At 63.0% G+C, this 16567-nt stretch carries 11 protein-coding genes; 8 read left to right on the top strand and 3 right to left on the bottom strand.

Translation table 11 applies throughout. The annotated features are described in order from the left end of the window. Window positions 1–23: 23 nt before the first annotated feature. Window positions 24–914: an alpha/beta hydrolase gene (locus tag QM588_RS22610; protein ID WP_283316735.1), complete on the bottom strand. Its 891-nt coding sequence runs from the start codon at window positions 912–914 to the stop codon at window positions 24–26. Window positions 915–989: 75 nt separating this feature from the next. Then, on the bottom strand, window positions 990–2189 hold the full coding sequence (locus tag QM588_RS22615; protein ID WP_283316737.1) for an acyl-CoA dehydrogenase family protein: 1200 nt from the start codon (window positions 2187–2189) through the stop codon (window positions 990–992). A gap of 204 nt (window positions 2190–2393) precedes the next feature. On the opposite strand from QM588_RS22615, the gene QM588_RS22620 reads away from it, so the two are divergent. The 5 genes from QM588_RS22620 (at window position 2394) to QM588_RS22640 (ending at window position 9280) form a co-directional block, all read left to right on the top strand. After that, entirely contained in the window at window positions 2394–3686 is a 1293-nt protein-coding gene (locus QM588_RS22620; protein WP_283316740.1) for a PucR family transcriptional regulator, read from the top strand. Window positions 3687–3761: 75 nt separating this feature from the next. After that, window positions 3762–4412: a TetR/AcrR family transcriptional regulator gene (locus QM588_RS22625; RefSeq protein ID WP_283316741.1), complete on the top strand. Its 651-nt coding sequence runs from the start codon at window positions 3762–3764 to the stop codon at window positions 4410–4412. 351 nt (window positions 4413–4763) lie between these two features. Then, window positions 4764–5972 (top strand): acetyl-CoA C-acetyltransferase, encoded by a 1209-nt coding sequence (locus tag QM588_RS22630; protein ID WP_283316742.1) that lies wholly within the window; start codon window positions 4764–4766, stop codon window positions 5970–5972. Between the two features lie 4 nt (window positions 5973–5976). Further along, window positions 5977–8142: a 3-hydroxyacyl-CoA dehydrogenase NAD-binding domain-containing protein gene (locus tag QM588_RS22635; RefSeq protein WP_283316744.1), complete on the top strand. Its 2166-nt coding sequence runs from the start codon at window positions 5977–5979 to the stop codon at window positions 8140–8142. Beyond that, complete coding sequence (locus tag QM588_RS22640; RefSeq protein WP_283316745.1) at window positions 8135–9280, top strand: acyl-CoA dehydrogenase family protein; 1146 nt, start codon at window positions 8135–8137, stop codon at window positions 9278–9280. The genes QM588_RS22635 and QM588_RS22640 overlap by 8 nt, the downstream gene beginning before the upstream one ends. A gap of 51 nt (window positions 9281–9331) precedes the next feature. Here the strand turns inward: QM588_RS22640 and QM588_RS22645 are convergent, their stop codons facing one another. Continuing rightward, window positions 9332–9835 carry an Lrp/AsnC family transcriptional regulator gene (locus QM588_RS22645; protein ID WP_283316748.1) on the bottom strand — a complete coding sequence of 168 codons (504 nt, stop codon included), beginning with the start codon at window positions 9833–9835 and terminating at the stop codon, window positions 9332–9334. Between the two features lie 152 nt (window positions 9836–9987). Here QM588_RS22645 and QM588_RS22650 point away from each other — a divergent pair, with 152 nt between their 5' ends. The 3 genes from QM588_RS22650 (at window position 9988) to QM588_RS22660 (ending at window position 16473) form a co-directional block, all read left to right on the top strand. Further along, window positions 9988–11769, top strand: coding sequence for an arylsulfatase (locus QM588_RS22650; protein WP_283316750.1), 1782 nt, complete (start codon window positions 9988–9990; stop codon window positions 11767–11769). 29 nt (window positions 11770–11798) lie between these two features. Then, window positions 11799–12776, top strand: a complete 978-nt coding sequence (locus tag QM588_RS22655; protein ID WP_442972965.1) for a formylglycine-generating enzyme family protein — start codon at window positions 11799–11801, stop codon at window positions 12774–12776. Window positions 12777–12972: 196 nt separating this feature from the next. Further along, entirely contained in the window at window positions 12973–16473 is a 3501-nt protein-coding gene (locus QM588_RS22660; protein ID WP_283316751.1) for an indolepyruvate ferredoxin oxidoreductase family protein, read from the top strand. The last annotated feature ends 94 nt before the right edge of the window (window positions 16474–16567 follow it).

Consider the following 16567-nt stretch of genomic DNA (forward strand, 5'->3'; position numbering starts at 1 on the left):
AAAGAATTCGGGAGGTGTCCGTGTCAGCCGATGTGTTCGCGCACGAACGAGGCTGCGTGACGCAGCGCGTCTGCCCCCTCGTCGAGGATGTCGGCATACAGCTGCCAGACATGCGGCATCTGCGGCCACACCTGCAGTTGCACAGCGACATCGGCGGCTCCGAGCCGGGTTGCGAGCCGAGTCGCATCGTCGAGCAACACCTCGTGGGAACTGACCTGGATCAAAACCGGAGGAAGTCCGCTCAGATCTGCGAGGAGCGGCGACGCCCGGGGATCGTTGCGATCTCCGGCGTCGATGAACTCGTCCATCCCCCATGTCAGGACGGCGCTGCTCACGAGAGGGTCGAGGTCCGCCTTGGTGCTCATCGACTCGCCTGCCAAGGACATATCGACCCACGGAGACATGCATACCGCGGCACCCGGAAGTGGCGTCCCGGCGTCACGCAGGGCCACCAGAGTCGCGATGACCAGACCGCCACCGGCCGAGTCGCCCGCCAGGACTATCCGCTCCGCGTCGACTCCCTGTTCGAGCAGGAACCGATACGCGGCAAGGGCATCCTCGAGAGGAGAAGGAAAGCGGTTTTCCGGCGCGAGCCGGTAGTCGATCGCCAGCGTGCGGACTCCGGCCTGTGCACCGAATTGCGTCACCAGACCGCGATGCGACGTGAGCGAGCCGAAGATGAAACCACCGCCGTGGAAATAAAGAATGACGCCGGCGGGATCGGCTGCAGGGGTGACCGACCATTCGGCGGGTACATTGCCGATCGTCACCGATTCCATGACGACATCCCCTGGGGGCTTGGTCACGGCGCCGCCCTGGTCGACCATCGACCGCAGGTCGGCCACCGACAGCGTCGCCGGGTTGGGTCCTGATCGAAGCAAGTCGAAGATTGCTTGCTTCTGCTGTTCGCTCACAGCGTCTCCTTTGTGGAAGTGTTCACGGATTGATGGTGGTTGTTGCAGGAATCGTTCGGCGACAGTGCATCTCGGCTAGACGGGAGCCTTGGGGGTCAGTCCGAGCATGACGTCACCGTAGGACTCGGTGGCACGCTCACTGTCGAGCGTCGCATGGCCGCGCATCATGTTGATGTCTCGGAAGTAACGCTGCATGGGGGAGCTGTTGCGGAATCCATTGGCACCGGCGGCAGCGACGAGCTGATTGACGCCGGTCGCGCAGAAATCGGTGATCATCGCCCCCTCGGCTTTCAGCCGGCCGCGTACGATCGTCTGCTGCAATTCGGAAGTGGGCGTGTTGCCGAGCATATCGAGATAGGTCTCGAGCATCGAATCAGCCAGCGCAGCAGCGGCATCACCCCTGCCGATCGCAATTCGAAGGGACTGCTTGCTGGTTGCGCCGGATCCGTCGCTGAGGTACCGGTTCTGGGTGACACGGGTGAACTCGTCCGCTGCACCCCGCAGCGTTCCGACAGCAACGGGGAGGATCTCACCGACGATGAAGGGCATGACGGGCATCGCGTAGAGCGGGTTGTCGTGCAGCGCCGCACCGGGTGATGTCCCGTTCATGACCGAGGCTGCGTCGACGGTTCGGTGTTCGGGGATGAACACCTGGTCCAGGGCCAGGTCGTGGCTGGCTGTTCCGCGCAACCCCGCGACGTCCCAGTTCTCGATCACCTCGACGTCGGATCGGGGGGCGAGGAAGAACAGCAGACTCGGCGGCTGCCCTTCCGTCTTCACCAAACCCCCGTTCATGAACCACTCGGCGGCGGCGCTTCCGGAATTCCAGGAACTCCGGCCGCTCGCCAAATAGCCGCCGTCCGTCGGAGTCAGGGTGAACGACGGGGCGAATGTCCCGGGAGTCAACGCGAAGGAACGTTCGCCGAAAACCTCGTCCTGCGACTTCTCGGGGAACAGCGCGTGCAGCCAGTTGTGGCCGATGTAGAACGCGAGCACCCAGGCGGTGGATGCGCAGCTCGGAGCAATCGCCCGCACGACGCGCGCCATCGTGTCGACGCCGAGCTCGTAGCCGCCGTAGCTCTGCGGAACCAGGATCTTGAAAAAGCCGGCGTCGATGAAGGCTTCGATGGCCTCCGCTGAAACAGAACCACGCCGCTCGGTCTCGGCAGCCCCGTCGGCGACGAACTGTGCGAGCGCTTCTGCCCTACGGACCAATTCGGCAGACAGTTCGGCCTTCTGCGCGTCGGTCCGGACTGGCTCGGTCGTGAGTGTCATTGTCGAGCTCCTAGATAGGTGGCGATGTCCTGTGTCGTGCTCGGGCCTCGAGCAAACAGGACGCCTTTAAAGAATTACCCCGGTGTTACGCTGCTCACAATTGGCAGCCAGCCCACAGCGCGTAGCCCCGTCTGGCTCCGGAGCCAGATCGACTGAGAGTCGACGTCGCCGGCTCCGCACGGACCGAAGAGGAGGTGGCGTGAAATGCACTGGGCGAGCCAGCTTTCGAGCACTCAGGTCGGTGGCCGTGAGTACGAATGGGTCGGTGCGGACGCCGATCGAATTCGGGTCGCGTGGGGGCACGGGGCCGTGATGTGGGCCGCCGAGGTAGGAGAGGCCGCCATCGCTGAAGCGAGTCGAAAGCTTCCGCTGCTCGGCGGAAGCGTGTCGATCGTGGACGCACTGTTTCGCGCAACGACGTCGACGACACTGCGTGTGCTGGCCATCGTCTCGGGATCCGCCGATTCGGAGCTGTCGGTCGTGAGTGCAGAATCCGTCGAAGCCACGCGAGACCTCGCACGCCGCGGTCTGAAGCTCGGCGAGTTCGCCCAGGCGATCCGCTTCGGACATTCGATCCTGAACGCTGCCTTCATCGACGCGATATCTGCTACGTCGTCACCGGACAGCTTCGTCGAGATTCGTCGGGTGACGGACATCCTTTTCGGCGTCATCGACGACTTCATCGCCTCGTTGACGGCGGTGTTCCTCGATGAGCAGAGCGCGTGGGGGGAAAGCACCTCGGCCGCTCAGCTGGAACTGGTGAAGAAGATCGTCGGCGGGGCAGGCACTGACATCCCTGACGCCGAACGGCTGCTCCGCTATCCGCTCAACGGTCCACATGTGGCCATCATCGCGTGGAATCTGGCACCCGGAGAGCGCACGGCTCATCGCCTCCGGGCGGCTATCGATCCAGTCCTGCAGTGCTGGGGACAGCCGCGGGCGTCGCTGGTGATACCCGTGGGCTCGAACACCCTGTGGGCTTGGGGCACTTTCGCTGCTGACGGTTACCGCAACCCGGTAGGTGAATTGCCGGAGTTCGCCGACGCCAACCTCGTCGTCGGCCAGGCCGGAATGGGACTCGACGGGTTTCGCCGCACACACCTCGAGGCTCGTTCGGTGGAGCGTCTGATCCGTCAGGGCAGTGGTAGACACACCACGACGGTTCCTCATCACGATGTCGACCTGGACGCGCTCCTGCTCTCGGATCGGGCGGGTGCCGCGCAGTTCGTTACCCGCTATCTCGGCCCACTTGGGGCCGACGACCCGAGAATGAAGGAGTTGCGATCCACCCTGCGCTGCTACCTCGACTTGGACCGGAGCCTGGCGAAAACAGCTGCACTAGAGCATATTTCACGAAACGCGGTGACCTATCGCGTCCAGCAGGCGTTCGCGCTGTGCGCTCACGCGAGTGACACGCCGGTCATCAAATTGCGGGCAGCGCTAGCGATAGTCGACTGGCTGCTCGACACCGGAGGCGCGAAGCCTGCGGGCAGCTGACAGCCGGAACATCATCGCGCGGTACCGTGCGGACGGTGCATTTCACACGGGTGAAGTGTTGTTGCGGGAGGTGCGGTGCCGGGACCTACGGAAATACAGCAAACGCGTCGAAATGAGGGGCCTCTCACCGGGCGCGGAGCTCAGACCAAGGCTTCTCTACTCGCCGCTGCGCGACGGGTCTTCGAGCGGCAAGGGTTCGTCGACGCGTCCATTCGAGATATCGCGCGCGAGGCGAGTGTCTCGCACGGAACGTTCTACACCTATTTCGACACCAAGGAAGCCATCTTCAGCGAGGTGTCGTCGGCGGTTGTCGAGGACATGCTCGGATCGATGGCCCTACCCAATACGAACGCCGACTTCCACGACCGCGTCCACGACGCGATCATCCGTTACGTCCATGCGTACAGGCCCAATGCCAAGATCATCGGAGTCATGGAACAGGTGGGTTTCTCGGCACCCGATCTGCGCAACCTGAGACTCGACGTCCGGCGTTCATTCGTCGAGCGGACACAACGTGGCATCAAGCGTATGCAGACTGCCGGCCTCGCCGACGCTGACCTGGATGTCGAGTACACGGCCGAGGCGCTGGGTGCCATGATCGAATACACCTGCTACATGTGGTTCACGCTCGACCATGAATTCGACGAGGACCGTCTGATCGAAGCGCTCGCCGCCATCTGGGAAAAATCGCTACAACCTGCACGGACCGTGCGCCCGACGGGCTGACGGATCACAACGGCGTCCGCTCAGCGCACTGTGCAACGGCCGGATTCGACGAACCCGCGACCGACGTCCCCGGCACTCACGTCGGAACCAGGGTGCCCCGAGCTTCCTTCATCGAGTCGAGTCACTTCTGCGCACCGTGCTGCGCTCGGCAACTCGGGCGAGGTTATTGACATCCGTGTCAAGTGGGTGCACTATCAGTTTGGGTGTTGCGGCGACTTTCGCAGCGACTCGTTGCGCCCCAGGTTTTTTCACACCTCGCCGCGCCGTTCTACGATGCCGATTCTGTCGGGCAACCCGGCCCGGCCCGCCCCGCCGTGATCAGCGGCTGCCTCACGAACCGAAAGAGAATCCATGGCCGACAATGTCCTGATCTACGACACACTGAGGACCCCGCGAGGCAAAGGACGCAGGGGCTCTTTGCATGGCGTCAAGCCGGTCACGTTGACAGTCGGTCTGTTGAACGCTGCCCTCGCGCGCAACCCCGGCCTGGATCCGTCCGCCATCGACGATCTGGTCCTCGGCTGCGTTTCGCCCGTCAAGGATCAGGGTGCGGACATCGCGCGAACCGCGATTCTGGCTGCGGGCTTGCCCGAGTCGATTGCAGGAGTGCAGATGAACCGGTTCTGCGCATCGGGCCTCGAGGCGGTGAACACTGCCGCACAGAAGGTCGCGTCCGGTTGGGAGAAGCTGGTGCTCGCCGGAGGCGTCGAGAGCATGTCGCGGGTACCGATGGGCTCCGACGGTGGTGCCTGGGCGAACGATCCGGAGACCGCTCTCGGCACAGACTTCGTCCCGCAGGGAATTGGAGCCGATCTCATTGCGACACTAGAGGGTTGGAACCGCCACGATGTGGATTCCTTCGCCGCCGAGTCACAGGTCCGCGCGTCCAAGGCCATAGCCGATGGGCGCTTCGAGCGCAGTGTTGTTCCGGTGAGCGATCGCAACGGCGTCACCGTGTTGGACACCGACGAGTACCCGCGTCCGGAATCCACGGTCGAGTCCCTCGGTCGCCTCCCATCGGCCTTCGTCAAGCTCGGCGCGGCAGGCTTCGACGCCATCGCCTTGGAGAAGTACCACTGGGTCGAGAAGATCGACCACGTTCACACCGCCGGTAATTCGTCGGGGATCGTCGACGGTGCCGCACTCGTCGTGCTCGGTAACGAGCAGGTGGGCATCGACATGGGACTGACGCCGCGTGCTCGGATCGTCGCTACGGCAGTCGCCGGATCCGAGCCCACGATCATGCTGACCGGCCCGGCGCCGGCCAGCCGAAAGGCCCTCGCCATCGCAGGATTGACTCCGGACGACATCGATCTGTGGGAGATCAACGAAGCATTCGCCTCGGTCGCACTGCGATTCATGCGCGACATGGACATTCCGCACGAGAAGGTCAACGTCAACGGAGGAGCGATCGCGCTCGGACATCCGCTCGGTGCCACCGGGGCGATGATCCTCGGAACAGTGCTGGACGAACTCGAACGCAGGGACCAGCGACGTGGACTGGTCACGCTCTGTGTCGGCGGCGGCATGGGCATCGCAACCATCATCGAACGGATCTGAAGCCATGAACGACAACGACAACACGATCACCCTCACCGAGGTCGACGGTCTGGTCACGCTCACGTTCGACGACCCGGCGCAGAGTGTCAACACGATGCGTGCGGCGTACCTGTCCTCCATGGATGCGGTCTTGGACGCGCTCCGTAAGACAGACGGACTGACCGGCGTTGTGCTCGCGTCCGCAAAGAAAACGTTCTTTGCCGGTGGCGATCTGAACGAACTGCTGGCGGCGCGCCCGGAGGACGCTGCCGACCTCACCGCATTCGCGAACCGCGTGAAGGCTCAGCTACGCGCACTCGAGACCCTCGGTGTGCCCGTGGTGGCTGCCTTGGAAGGCTCGGCTCTGGGAGGTGGCCTCGAGCTCGCGATGGCCGCGCATCACCGCATCGTGGCAGACAACCCGCGGATCAAGATCGGGCTACCGGAAGTGACGCTCGGACTACTGCCCGGCGGCGGCGGCGTGGTTCGGACAGTCCGGCTGCTCGGACTCGACACTGCGCTCGACAAGGTGTTGCTCGGTGGACACAGTTACGGTCCCGCCGCGGCCCGCGATCTCGGCCTCGTGGACGACGTCGTGCCCGTCGGTACGGCTGTAGCTGCTGCCCGACAATGGATCTCGGAGAATCCGACCGCGCGTCAGCCGTGGGACGCCGGCTCGGCAATCCCCGGTGGCACCGCCTACGACCCGGCTGTGGAGGCGACCCTCGCAGTCCGCACCGCCGCGCTACGCGCTCAATACAAGGGAGCGCCAATGCCCGCTCCCGCCGCGATACTCGCCAGCGCGGTCGAGAGCACCCAGGTCGACTTGGCCACGGCGTTCGACGTCGAGACACGCTACTTCGTCGAACTCGCTACGTCGCCGATCGCCAAGAACATCATTCAGGGTGTGTTCTTCGACCGTCAGGCCATCGCATCGGGCGCTAGCCGACCGAACGGGTTCCCGACACACCACGCCGAACGGCTCGGGGTCATCGGTGCAGGCATGATGGGTGCCGGCATCGCGCTCGCTGCGGCCACGGTCGGCATCGAGGTCCTGCTGAAGGACGTCGATGTCGCGGCTGCCGAGCGGGGACGCGCCTACGCGGAAAAGGCCTTGGGCAAACAGGTTTCCCGAGGGTCGCGAACAGAACAAAGCGCCGCGGACATCCTGTCGCGTATCACCGCCGTCGCCGATCCCGCAGATTTTTCCGGGGTGGACCTCGTCATCGAAGCAGTGTTCGAGGATCCCACCCTCAAGGCCACGGTCATCCGAGAAATACTCGGCGTCGTGGCACCCGACGCTGTGATCGCGAGCAACACCTCGACGCTGCCCATCAGTGGATTGGCCGGGACTGTCGACCGACCTGCCGACTTCGTCGGGCTGCACTTCTTCTCTCCCGCAGAACGTATGGAGCTCGTCGAGATCGTCGTCGGCGAGCAGACCAGCGACGCCACGTTGGCGAAGGCTTACGACATCGTCCGGCAGTTGCGCAAGACTCCGATCGTGGTCGGCGACGGCCGCGGATTCTTCACCAGCAGAGTCATTTTGACCAGGCTGCTCGAGGCCGCCGCGATGGTGGGGGAAGGCATCTCACCGTCGTCGATCGAGCAGGCCTCCCGGCAGGCGGGATATCCGCTCGGCACCTTGGCATTGTCGGACGAATTGACCTTGGCGTTGCCGCACAAGATCTACGGGCAGTTCCGGGCCGAGGCTCAGCGAACCGCGAGTGAATTCCACGAGCACCCCGGCGACACTGTGCTGACACGCTTGGTCGATGCTCTCGGGCGCTCCGGTCGCGCGGCAGGTGCCGGATACTACGAGTACGAGAATGGACAGCGCACCGGATTGTGGTCGGGACTGGAAGATGAATTCGGACCCAGTCGACCGAGCGACGATCTCGAGGAGCTGAAGGATCGGCTTCTCTTCGCCGAGGCACTCGACACCGCCCGGTGCCTCGAGAGCGGATTGCTGCGCAGCACAGCCGATGCAAACGTAGGATCGATGTTGGGTATCGGATTCCCCACCTGGACCGGCGGAGCGGCACAATTCGTCAGCGGCTATCCCGGTGGCGTCAGCGCGTTCGTCGCGCGGGCGCAGGACCTGGCGGAGCGCCATGGACCACGATTCACTCCGCCTGATTCGCTTGTGCGCCAGGCGGAGTCCACCGATCGGGAGGTGACGCATGCATAGGACGCTGTACGACTCCGAACACGAGTCTTTCAGGAAAGCGTTCCGCACATTCTTGGATCGCAGAGCCGTGCCCTTCATCGAGAAGTGGGAGGAGGCAGGCACCCCGGATCGTGAGTTCATCCGCGAAGCGGGCGAGTCGGGGTTCCTCGGCTTCGAGCTCGACCCCGAGCTCGGTGGACTGGGAATCGACGATTTCCGATACAACGCCATCATGACCGAGGAGGTGGTGGCAGCCAACATCGCCGCCGATCTCTTCTCCATGCAGAACGACATCATCCTGCCCTACTTGCGCGACCTCACCACCGACGAACAGCGGCAGCGATGGCACCCGCCCTTCGCTGCCGGCAACCTGGTGGTCTCGCTCGGAATGACCGAACCCGAAGCGGGTTCGGATCTCGCCGCCATCAAGACCACGGCACGGCGGGACGGCGACATGCTCGTGCTCAACGGGTCGAAGACGTTCATCACCAGCGGTGCCACTTGCGATCTCGCGATCGTGCTGACCAGAACGGGCGAGAGAGACGGCCGAGGTACCACGTTCGTCGCGGTCGAGGCCGGCACACCCGGATTCGAGCGGGGCCGACCGATGCACAAGATCGGCCGTAAAGGGCAGGACACGGCCGAACTGTTCTTCGATGACTGTCGAGTTCCGGTCTCGAACATCATCGGAGAACCAGGGCGCGGATTCGGTGCTGCCGTAGGGAATCTCCCCCGCGAGCGACTGTCGATCGCGGTGTCCGGCGTGGCGTCGGCGCGTCACGCGCTCACGCTCGGGCTGGAGCACCTCACCCAGCGGATCGCATTCGGCGAACCGCTCGCGGACATGCAGTCGATTCGAATGATGTTGGCACATCTACACATCGAGACCGACATCCTCGAGACCTATATCGATCGCTGTGTCCTGGCCTTGAACGATGGACAGCTCACCGCAGAGGAGGCGGCCGGCGTCAAGGCAAAGGCAACAGATCTCCAATGGGAAGTGGTCGATCAAGTGCTCCAGTACTTCGGTGGCTATGGCTACATGGAGGAGACGCCGATCGCTAGAATCTGGCGCGACGCGCGAATTCAGCGAATCTACGGCGGTGCCAACGAGGTCATGCTCGATCTGGTCGGTCGCAGATTGGTTGCACGGCGCTGATTCTCCGCCCATCGCACGTTGATCGAAGGGCCGACATGGCTCAGTTTCCGATCAACGTGCGATCGGCGTCGAGCGCCCCCATCCGCGTTCCTGGCCCAGATGTTCGAGCAGCGGTTGGATCCGGTACCGCAGCGGAGTCGTCAGTGTGAGGGTTGTGCTCGAGTGTGACACCCCGTCGATGGACACCACGCGTTGAATGAGGTCCTGTAGGTCGGCGTGCGTGGCCGTCGCGACTCGAACGAGCAAGTCTTCTCGACCCGTCGTGGCATGAATCTCGAGAACCTCGGGCACTGATGTCAGCGCATCCACAACAGAATTCAGTCGCCCCTGTTGCAACTCCAGAGCCATGAACGCCTGGACGTCGATGCCCACTTCCGCCAGATCGAGTTCGGGCCGGAATCCGGCCAAGAAATTCCCGTCGACCATCCGAGTCAACCTGGCCTGCACGGTATTACGCGCGACGCCGAGTGTGGCGGCAAGTTCGGCGATCCCGGTCCGAGCATTGCGGGACAGCGCGCCCAGTAGGTCGATGTCCAAGCGGTCGATATTGAGCATTGAGATCAGCTCCAAATGAAGTAGCAAGTGTGGTTTGAATGAATTGCTCAGTTGCGGCCGTTTACATTCATTAGTTTAAGTCACTTGTAGAAGATCGGAGTTCAGGCCTGTGCTGAGGGCAGGCATTGACACCGAGCACGAAAGGTGAATTCATGTTCACGCGTTCCAGAGTAGGCCTTGGTATCCGACCCTCGATCGGCATGGCCCTGTGCACCACGGCGCTGTTGACGGGCACGGCGTGCGCGCCATCCCCGTCGACCGACAATGGGCCGGAAGCGCAGGCGAACGGTGGTCGTCCCAACATCTTGATGGTCCTCTTGGACGACCTGGGCTATAGCGACCTCGGCACCTACGGTGGCCCGGTGTCCACGCCTACCATCGACGGCTTGGCCGACGAAGGCGCACAATTCACCAACTTTCACACCAATCCGGTGTGCGCACCCACACGCGCCTCCCTGATGACAGGACAAGATCCTCACCGCGTAGGACTCGGGTCGATGGAGGGTCTGATCGCGCCGGGCATCACTCCCGATACTCCCGGGTACAAAGGATCATTGGAAGGCACGTACACCGGAATTGCCGAGTTGCTCTCTCGAACCGGATACAGCACTTATCAGTCCGGCAAATGGCATCTCGGCTTGGGCCCGCAGCAAACTCCACAAGTATTGGGCTTCGATCAAAATTTCACCTTGTATCAGGGTGGGGGATCCCACTACTCGGATGCGCTGCGAACCGTCCCGGGTCGACAGGAGCCAGTCGACACACTCTCCTACGAACGCAACGGAGAGCCTGTCCCCGAGCTACCAGCGGACTTCTACTCGACCGACGCCTACACCGACGAGATGCTCGACATGATCGAGAGCGGGGAGGATGACGATCGCCCGTTCTTCGGCTATCTCGCATATACCGCACCTCACGATCCGCTACACGTGCCCGATACGGAACTGATCGAAAAGTACCTGAACGCGAACTCCGGCGATCAGGACTTCACCGAGCTCCGAGCAGACCGCATCAGCGAGATGGCCTCCCGGGGACTCATCGATGCGAACGTCGACACCCGATGGCCGGCGCAGACCCCTGACTGGAACACGCTTACGGGCGAACAAAAACGAGATCTCGCCTACCGCTCAGCGGTATACGCGGCCATGATCGAACACGTCGACACCCAACTCGGCCGCATCGTCGACCATCTGAAGAACACCGGACAGTTCGACAACACTGTGGTCGTCGTCGCCAGCGACAATGGTGCCGCGGGCCTGTCACCGGATTTGTACACGCAACAACCAGGTGCCCGGGAATGGCTCGAAGAACACTACCCACTGATCGGCAATACAGACTCCTACGGAGCACCCGGTTCCTTCCCGGTACTGTCACTTGCCAACGCGCAGGTCTCTTCCGGCCCGTTCTTTCACACCAAGAGCACCGTTTTCGAGGGCGGCACCCGCTCGCCGTTGATTGTCAGAACCCCGAACGCCGGTGATCGGAACGGCCCGCGCATCGTCGACACACTCGCCCACATCAGTGACCTTTACCCCACCTTCGCCGACTACGCGGGTGCTGCACTCGTCGATGCCGAAGTCCTGGCCGGCGACAGTGCGAAACCCCTCCTCGACGGTTCCGCAGACGACATAGGTGACAACCTCCTCGGCTTGGAGATGTTCGGCGAGCGTGCCTTTCGTGACGGAAACTCCAAATTGGTCTTCGCATCTCCTGGGAACGGTGGCACAGGGCAGTATGCCCTGTACGACCTCGCAGTCGATCCAGGTGAAACGACCGACCTCGCCACCGGCAACCCAGAAGAGGTGCGACGCCTTTCTGAGCTCTGGAACCGATATGCGCTGGAGAACAATGTCATTCCGAGCGATTTTGCGGCGGTGAACGCAGCCGGCGACAAGGCCGCACAAGTGATCTACACGATGGACTGGGCGAACTAGGCTCGAAACCGACGGGATCGGAGGATGCGATGAACAACTGTTGCATGCCGGCAAATGCCGGTACGGGTGACACCGACCCGTACACAGACCCTGGGTCCGAGCAGCACCCTCCGGGGCGGAGCACGGCCGCCCGTAAGGCACTCTCGTACAAACACATTCCTGCAGGAACAGTACGTATGGGCGACGCGTTCGATGAGGGTTACGCGGATGACGGAGAGACTCCGGTTCACGATGTATCGATCTCCGGGTTCAGGCTGAGCGCGACAACGGTCACAAATCGACAGTTTGCGACGTTCGTCAAGAACACCGGGTACATCAGCACCGCAGAGCAGTACGGAGTCTCGGCCGTCTTTCACCTCGCGTTCGATGGCAATCCCAAAGATGTGCTTCATCGAGTTGCAGACGCACCATGGTGGCTGGCAGTCGAGGGTGCAGACTGGAAGCATCCGAACGGGCCGACTACGAGCATCTCGGCTCTCCAGAACCATCCTGTTGTCCATGTCTCCTGGAACGATGCCCGCGCGTACTGCGACTGGGCGGGTGCCCGCCTCCCCACCGAGGCGGAGTGGGAGTACGCCGCGCGTGGCGGTCTCGAATCCCAGCGTTATGCCTGGGGTAATGAACTCACTCCGCGCGGCCAGTGGCGCTGCAACATCTGGCAGGGCGAGTTCCCCACGCGAAACACGGTCGAGGACGGCCACTCGACAACCGCTCCAGCAAAAAGCTACCGCCCGAACGGATACGGCCTACTGCAGATGGCCGGCAACGTCTGGGAATGGTGCAACGACTTCTTCGCCTCCGACTATTACGAACACTCCCGCTTCGACGATCCACAAGGGCCGGACGTCGGTACGCGGCGCGTCATGCGCGGCGGCTCGTATCTGTGCCACCACTCCTACTGCAACCGCTACCGAGTCGCTGCGCGGTCGTCCAACACACCGGACTCGACAATGGGTAATGGCGGCTTTCGTGTTGCCTGCGACGTTCCGGGGACCTACGCACGTTGACCTTGTCACGAGAACCGCGGCGACTCAGCGTCATTCGATGCGAGCAGTCGTGCATTGCGCATTGCGGTCAGTTCCGCACGACGTAGCGGGTTTGGATTGACTGTATTGCATAGTTGCAGTCGTTTGTATTGATCAGATTAACGCAGATATGGAAGATGAACACATCACTAACCATCGTGGGCGTGCCTGCTGATGCATGGATTGGATTCTTGTGACTATCGAAATGAACGACGTGCGAAAGCCGGCCGCCTCAGTTGACCTTGCTGATCGCTACCGGTCGAAGTCCGGGCCTGTGCTGATGACAGGAGTCCAGGCAATCGCGCGCCAATTGGTCGAGCAGCACGAACGCGATCAGCGGGCCGGCCGACGCGTCGCCACCTTCGTCTCGGGGTATCAGGGCAGTCCGCTCGCCGGACTGGATCGGCTTCTGGCCGGAATCCCCGAGTTGAAGAGCGATCACGACGTTCATCTGGTTCCGGGGATGAACGAGGAACTGGCAGCCACCTCGGTCTGGGGCAGTCAGATGGATCTGCCGTCGGGCACCCGCACTCATGACGGAGTCGTGGGCGTCTGGTACGGCAAGGGCCCCGGCCTGGACCGCGCCAGCGATTCACTTCGTCACGGCACGATGTACGGGGCCAATCCCACCGGCGGGGTGCTGGTTCTCGTGGGCGACGATCCCGCCGCGAAGTCGTCCAGCGTTCCGGCAGCGAGCGAGAAATCCCTTGCGGCGCTGGGTATGCCGATCTTCTTTCCCCGTAATGCCGAAGAGGTGATCGCCTTCGGTTTGCTCGGCGTCGAGCTGTCTCGACTGTCCGGGTGCTGGTCGTCGATGAAGCTGGTCGCCGATGTGGCGGATGGTATCTGGACGTTGGACCGGGACTTCTCCGATTTCACCATCGAACGCCCCGAGATCGAGTGGAACGGTCGACCGTGGACCTACCGCCAGCGAATGCTGCTATCTCCCCCAGAAAGTGTGCTCGCCGAGGCCGACATGTACGGCCCTCGGTGGGAGATGGTTCGACGGTTCACCGAGGCCAATCCTGTCGACTCCATCGACGTCGACCCGCCGACGGCGACGATGGGAATCGTCGCTGTCGGAACGGCGTACGACAGCGTCCGGCAGGCGCTCGATGAACTGGGTCTCGATGCGGCACGTCTGGAAGAGACCGGCATCCGCGTCATGCGCATCGGTATGCCGTTCCCGTTGGGCGAGAGCAAGATCAAACAGTTCGCCGCAGGCCTCGAGACGGTGCTTGTGGTCGAGGACAAGACGTCCTTCGTCGAAACTCAGCTCAAGGAGATCCTGTACGGGACTCTCGATGCACCTCGCGTCGTCGGAAAGGTGCACCACGATCGAACGCCGCTGGTGCCCTCGGACGGCGAACTCACCGCGGCACGCTTGTCACGACCTCTGCGCCGGGTTCTCGGCGGGCACGTCGAACTGCCCAAGCCTCCGCCCCCGGTGCTGGAGTTGACCGTGTTGCCGGCCAAACGAGCACCGTACTTCTGCTCGGGTTGCCCCCACAACCGATCCACTGCCGTCCCGGAAGGATCGCTCGCCGGCGGCGGAATCGGTTGTCACACACTGGTCACCATGTCCTCGCGTGCCGATTCGCAGGTCACCGGCCTCACACAGATGGGCGGAGAGGGAGCTCAGTGGATCGGGCAGACCCAATTCACCGATGTCGGTCACATCTTTCAGAACGTCGGCGACGGAACGTACTTCCACTCCGGCCAACTCGCGGTACAGGCGTGCATCGCCGCCGGAGTCAACATCACGTACAAGATCCTGTTCAACTCTGCCGTCGCCATGACCGGCGCGCAGGACGCGGAAGCGGGCCTGACCGTCCCGGAACTGACCCACAAGCTCGCCTCCGAAGGCGTCCGCAAGATCATCATCTGCGCCGACGAACCCGAACGGCACCGCAAGGCATCCCTCGCCGCCGGTTCGACACTGTGGCCGCGAGAACGGCTCGACGAAGCGCAGCTGATCCTCCGTGACACAGCAGGGGTTACTGTTCTGATCTACGACCAGCAGTGCGCAGCAGAGGCTCGCCGTAAACGCAAGCGCGGCAACCTCCCTCCCCGCCGCACCCGCGTGATCATCAACGAAGCAGTCTGCGAGGGCTGCGGTGACTGCGGGGTCAAGAGCAACTGCCTGTCGGTGCAGCCGATCGACACCGAGTTCGGACGCAAGACCACCATCGACCAGTCCTCCTGCAACACCGACTACTCCTGCCTCGAAGGTGACTGCCCCTCGTTCGTGACCGTCGAGGTGCCGGACGACGCCAAGGTGGTTCGCCCGGAGGCTCCGAAGCCACCGTTGGTATCCGATCCCGAGCACGCCCCGCTGACGGGAACCCACAACATCTTCCTGGCTGGAATCGGCGGAACCGGAATCGTCACCGTCAACCAGGTTCTCGGTATGGCCGCGCTGCGCTCGAATCTGCACGTGGAGGGCCTCGATCAGACCGGCTTGAGTCAGAAAGCCGGCCCGGTCACCTCACACCTGCGACTCTCGACCGAACCGAGCGAATCGTCCAACCGCATCAGCCCATCCTCGGCCGACTGCATCCTCGCGTTCGACCTCTTGACGGCCGCCGACGTCAAGAACGCCGACTACGGCAACACCGACCGAACCATCACTGTCGCCTCCACCAGCAAGACCCCCACAGGCGACATGGTGTACGACCCGTCGGTGCAATACCCGGCCGACGACGACCTCGTGAACAGACTCACCGCACGAAGCTCCCGCATGTTCACCTTCGATGCGCTCGCCGCGGCAGATACCTTGTTCGGCAACACCGCCGCCGCCAATTTCCTCCTCGTCGGCGCCGCCTATCAAGCCGGTGGCCTGCCGATCCCGGCCACGGCCATCGAAGAGGCGATCACCATCAACGGCGTCGCGGTGGCCACAAATATTGCCGCATTCCGTTGGGGCAGAACCCACGTCGCCGAACCGACCGTTTTCGCCGCCGCGGTTGCGCCACGTGGCGCGGCGACCCGCAGCGACATTGCGGTGCCGGCGCACCTGCTCAGCCGACTTACCGTACAGGGGAACGTACTCGAGCTGGTAGAGCGTCGCGCAGCACAGCTGATGTCCTACCAGGGCCCGGCGATCACGCGCCGTTACCTGTCCACGGTCCAGCGAGTATGGGACGCCGACCAGGCGCTCGGCACCGGAACCCAGCTGACCGAGGCCGTTGCGCAAGGCCTGCACAAGTTGATGGCCTACAAGGACGAATACGAGGTCGCTCGGATGCTCACCGATCAGGCTTTCGTCGAATCGGTCGCCGCCGAGGTCCCCGGTGGTCAGAAGCTGACCTACAAGCTCCACCCGCCCATGCTCAAGGCTCTCGGTCGGAAGAAGAAGATCGGTTTGGGCCCACGCAGTCACCTCGCACTCAAAGTCCTGGCTCACGGCAAGGTTCTCCGAGGTACTCCGTTCGATCCATTCGGTTATGCCAAGGTCCGACGAATCGAACGCACCCTGCTGTCTCACTACGAAGCAACGATCACCGGCCTGGTTTCCAATCTCACCACCGAGAACTACGCCCTAGCAGTGCAATTCGCTCAAGCGCCCGAGCTCGTTCGGGGGTACGAGGACGTGAAACTCCGCAACGTCGCCACTTACGTGCGCACGGTCCGAGAGCTGGGCATCGATGGTCCTGCAATCGAGGGACTGCCTGAATAACGGTAGATCCGGTCCTTGGTTCGACACGCCGAGCCGAGCTCGGTGGGAAGGACCGATGATGACCGAAACACTGGATCCCATGGCGGTTGAGGTG

Source organism: Rhodococcus sp. IEGM 1354, from assembly GCF_030056855.1.
Taxonomy (GTDB): Bacteria; Actinomycetota; Actinomycetes; order Mycobacteriales; family Mycobacteriaceae; genus Rhodococcoides.

Excerpts from the sequence above, each read along its gene's own strand:
- QM588_RS22615 (WP_283316737.1), bottom strand. The coding sequence starts at position 2,189 with ATGACACTCACGACCGAGCCAGTCCGGACCGACGCGCAGAAGGCCGAA.
- QM588_RS22620 (WP_283316740.1), top strand. The coding sequence starts at position 2,394 with ATGCACTGGGCGAGCCAGCTTTCGAGCACTCAGGTCGGTGGCCGTGAG.
- QM588_RS22630 (WP_283316742.1), top strand. The coding sequence starts at position 4,764 with ATGGCCGACAATGTCCTGATCTACGACACACTGAGGACCCCGCGAGGC.
- QM588_RS22635 (WP_283316744.1), top strand. The coding sequence starts at position 5,977 with ATGAACGACAACGACAACACGATCACCCTCACCGAGGTCGACGGTCTG.
- QM588_RS22640 (WP_283316745.1), top strand. The coding sequence starts at position 8,135 with ATGCATAGGACGCTGTACGACTCCGAACACGAGTCTTTCAGGAAAGCG.
- QM588_RS22645 (WP_283316748.1), bottom strand. The coding sequence starts at position 9,835 with ATGCTCAATATCGACCGCTTGGACATCGACCTACTGGGCGCGCTGTCC.
- QM588_RS22650 (WP_283316750.1), top strand. The coding sequence starts at position 9,988 with ATGTTCACGCGTTCCAGAGTAGGCCTTGGTATCCGACCCTCGATCGGC.
- QM588_RS22655 (WP_442972965.1), top strand. The coding sequence starts at position 11,799 with ATGAACAACTGTTGCATGCCGGCAAATGCCGGTACGGGTGACACCGAC.
- QM588_RS22660 (WP_283316751.1), top strand. The coding sequence starts at position 12,973 with ATGGATTGGATTCTTGTGACTATCGAAATGAACGACGTGCGAAAGCCG.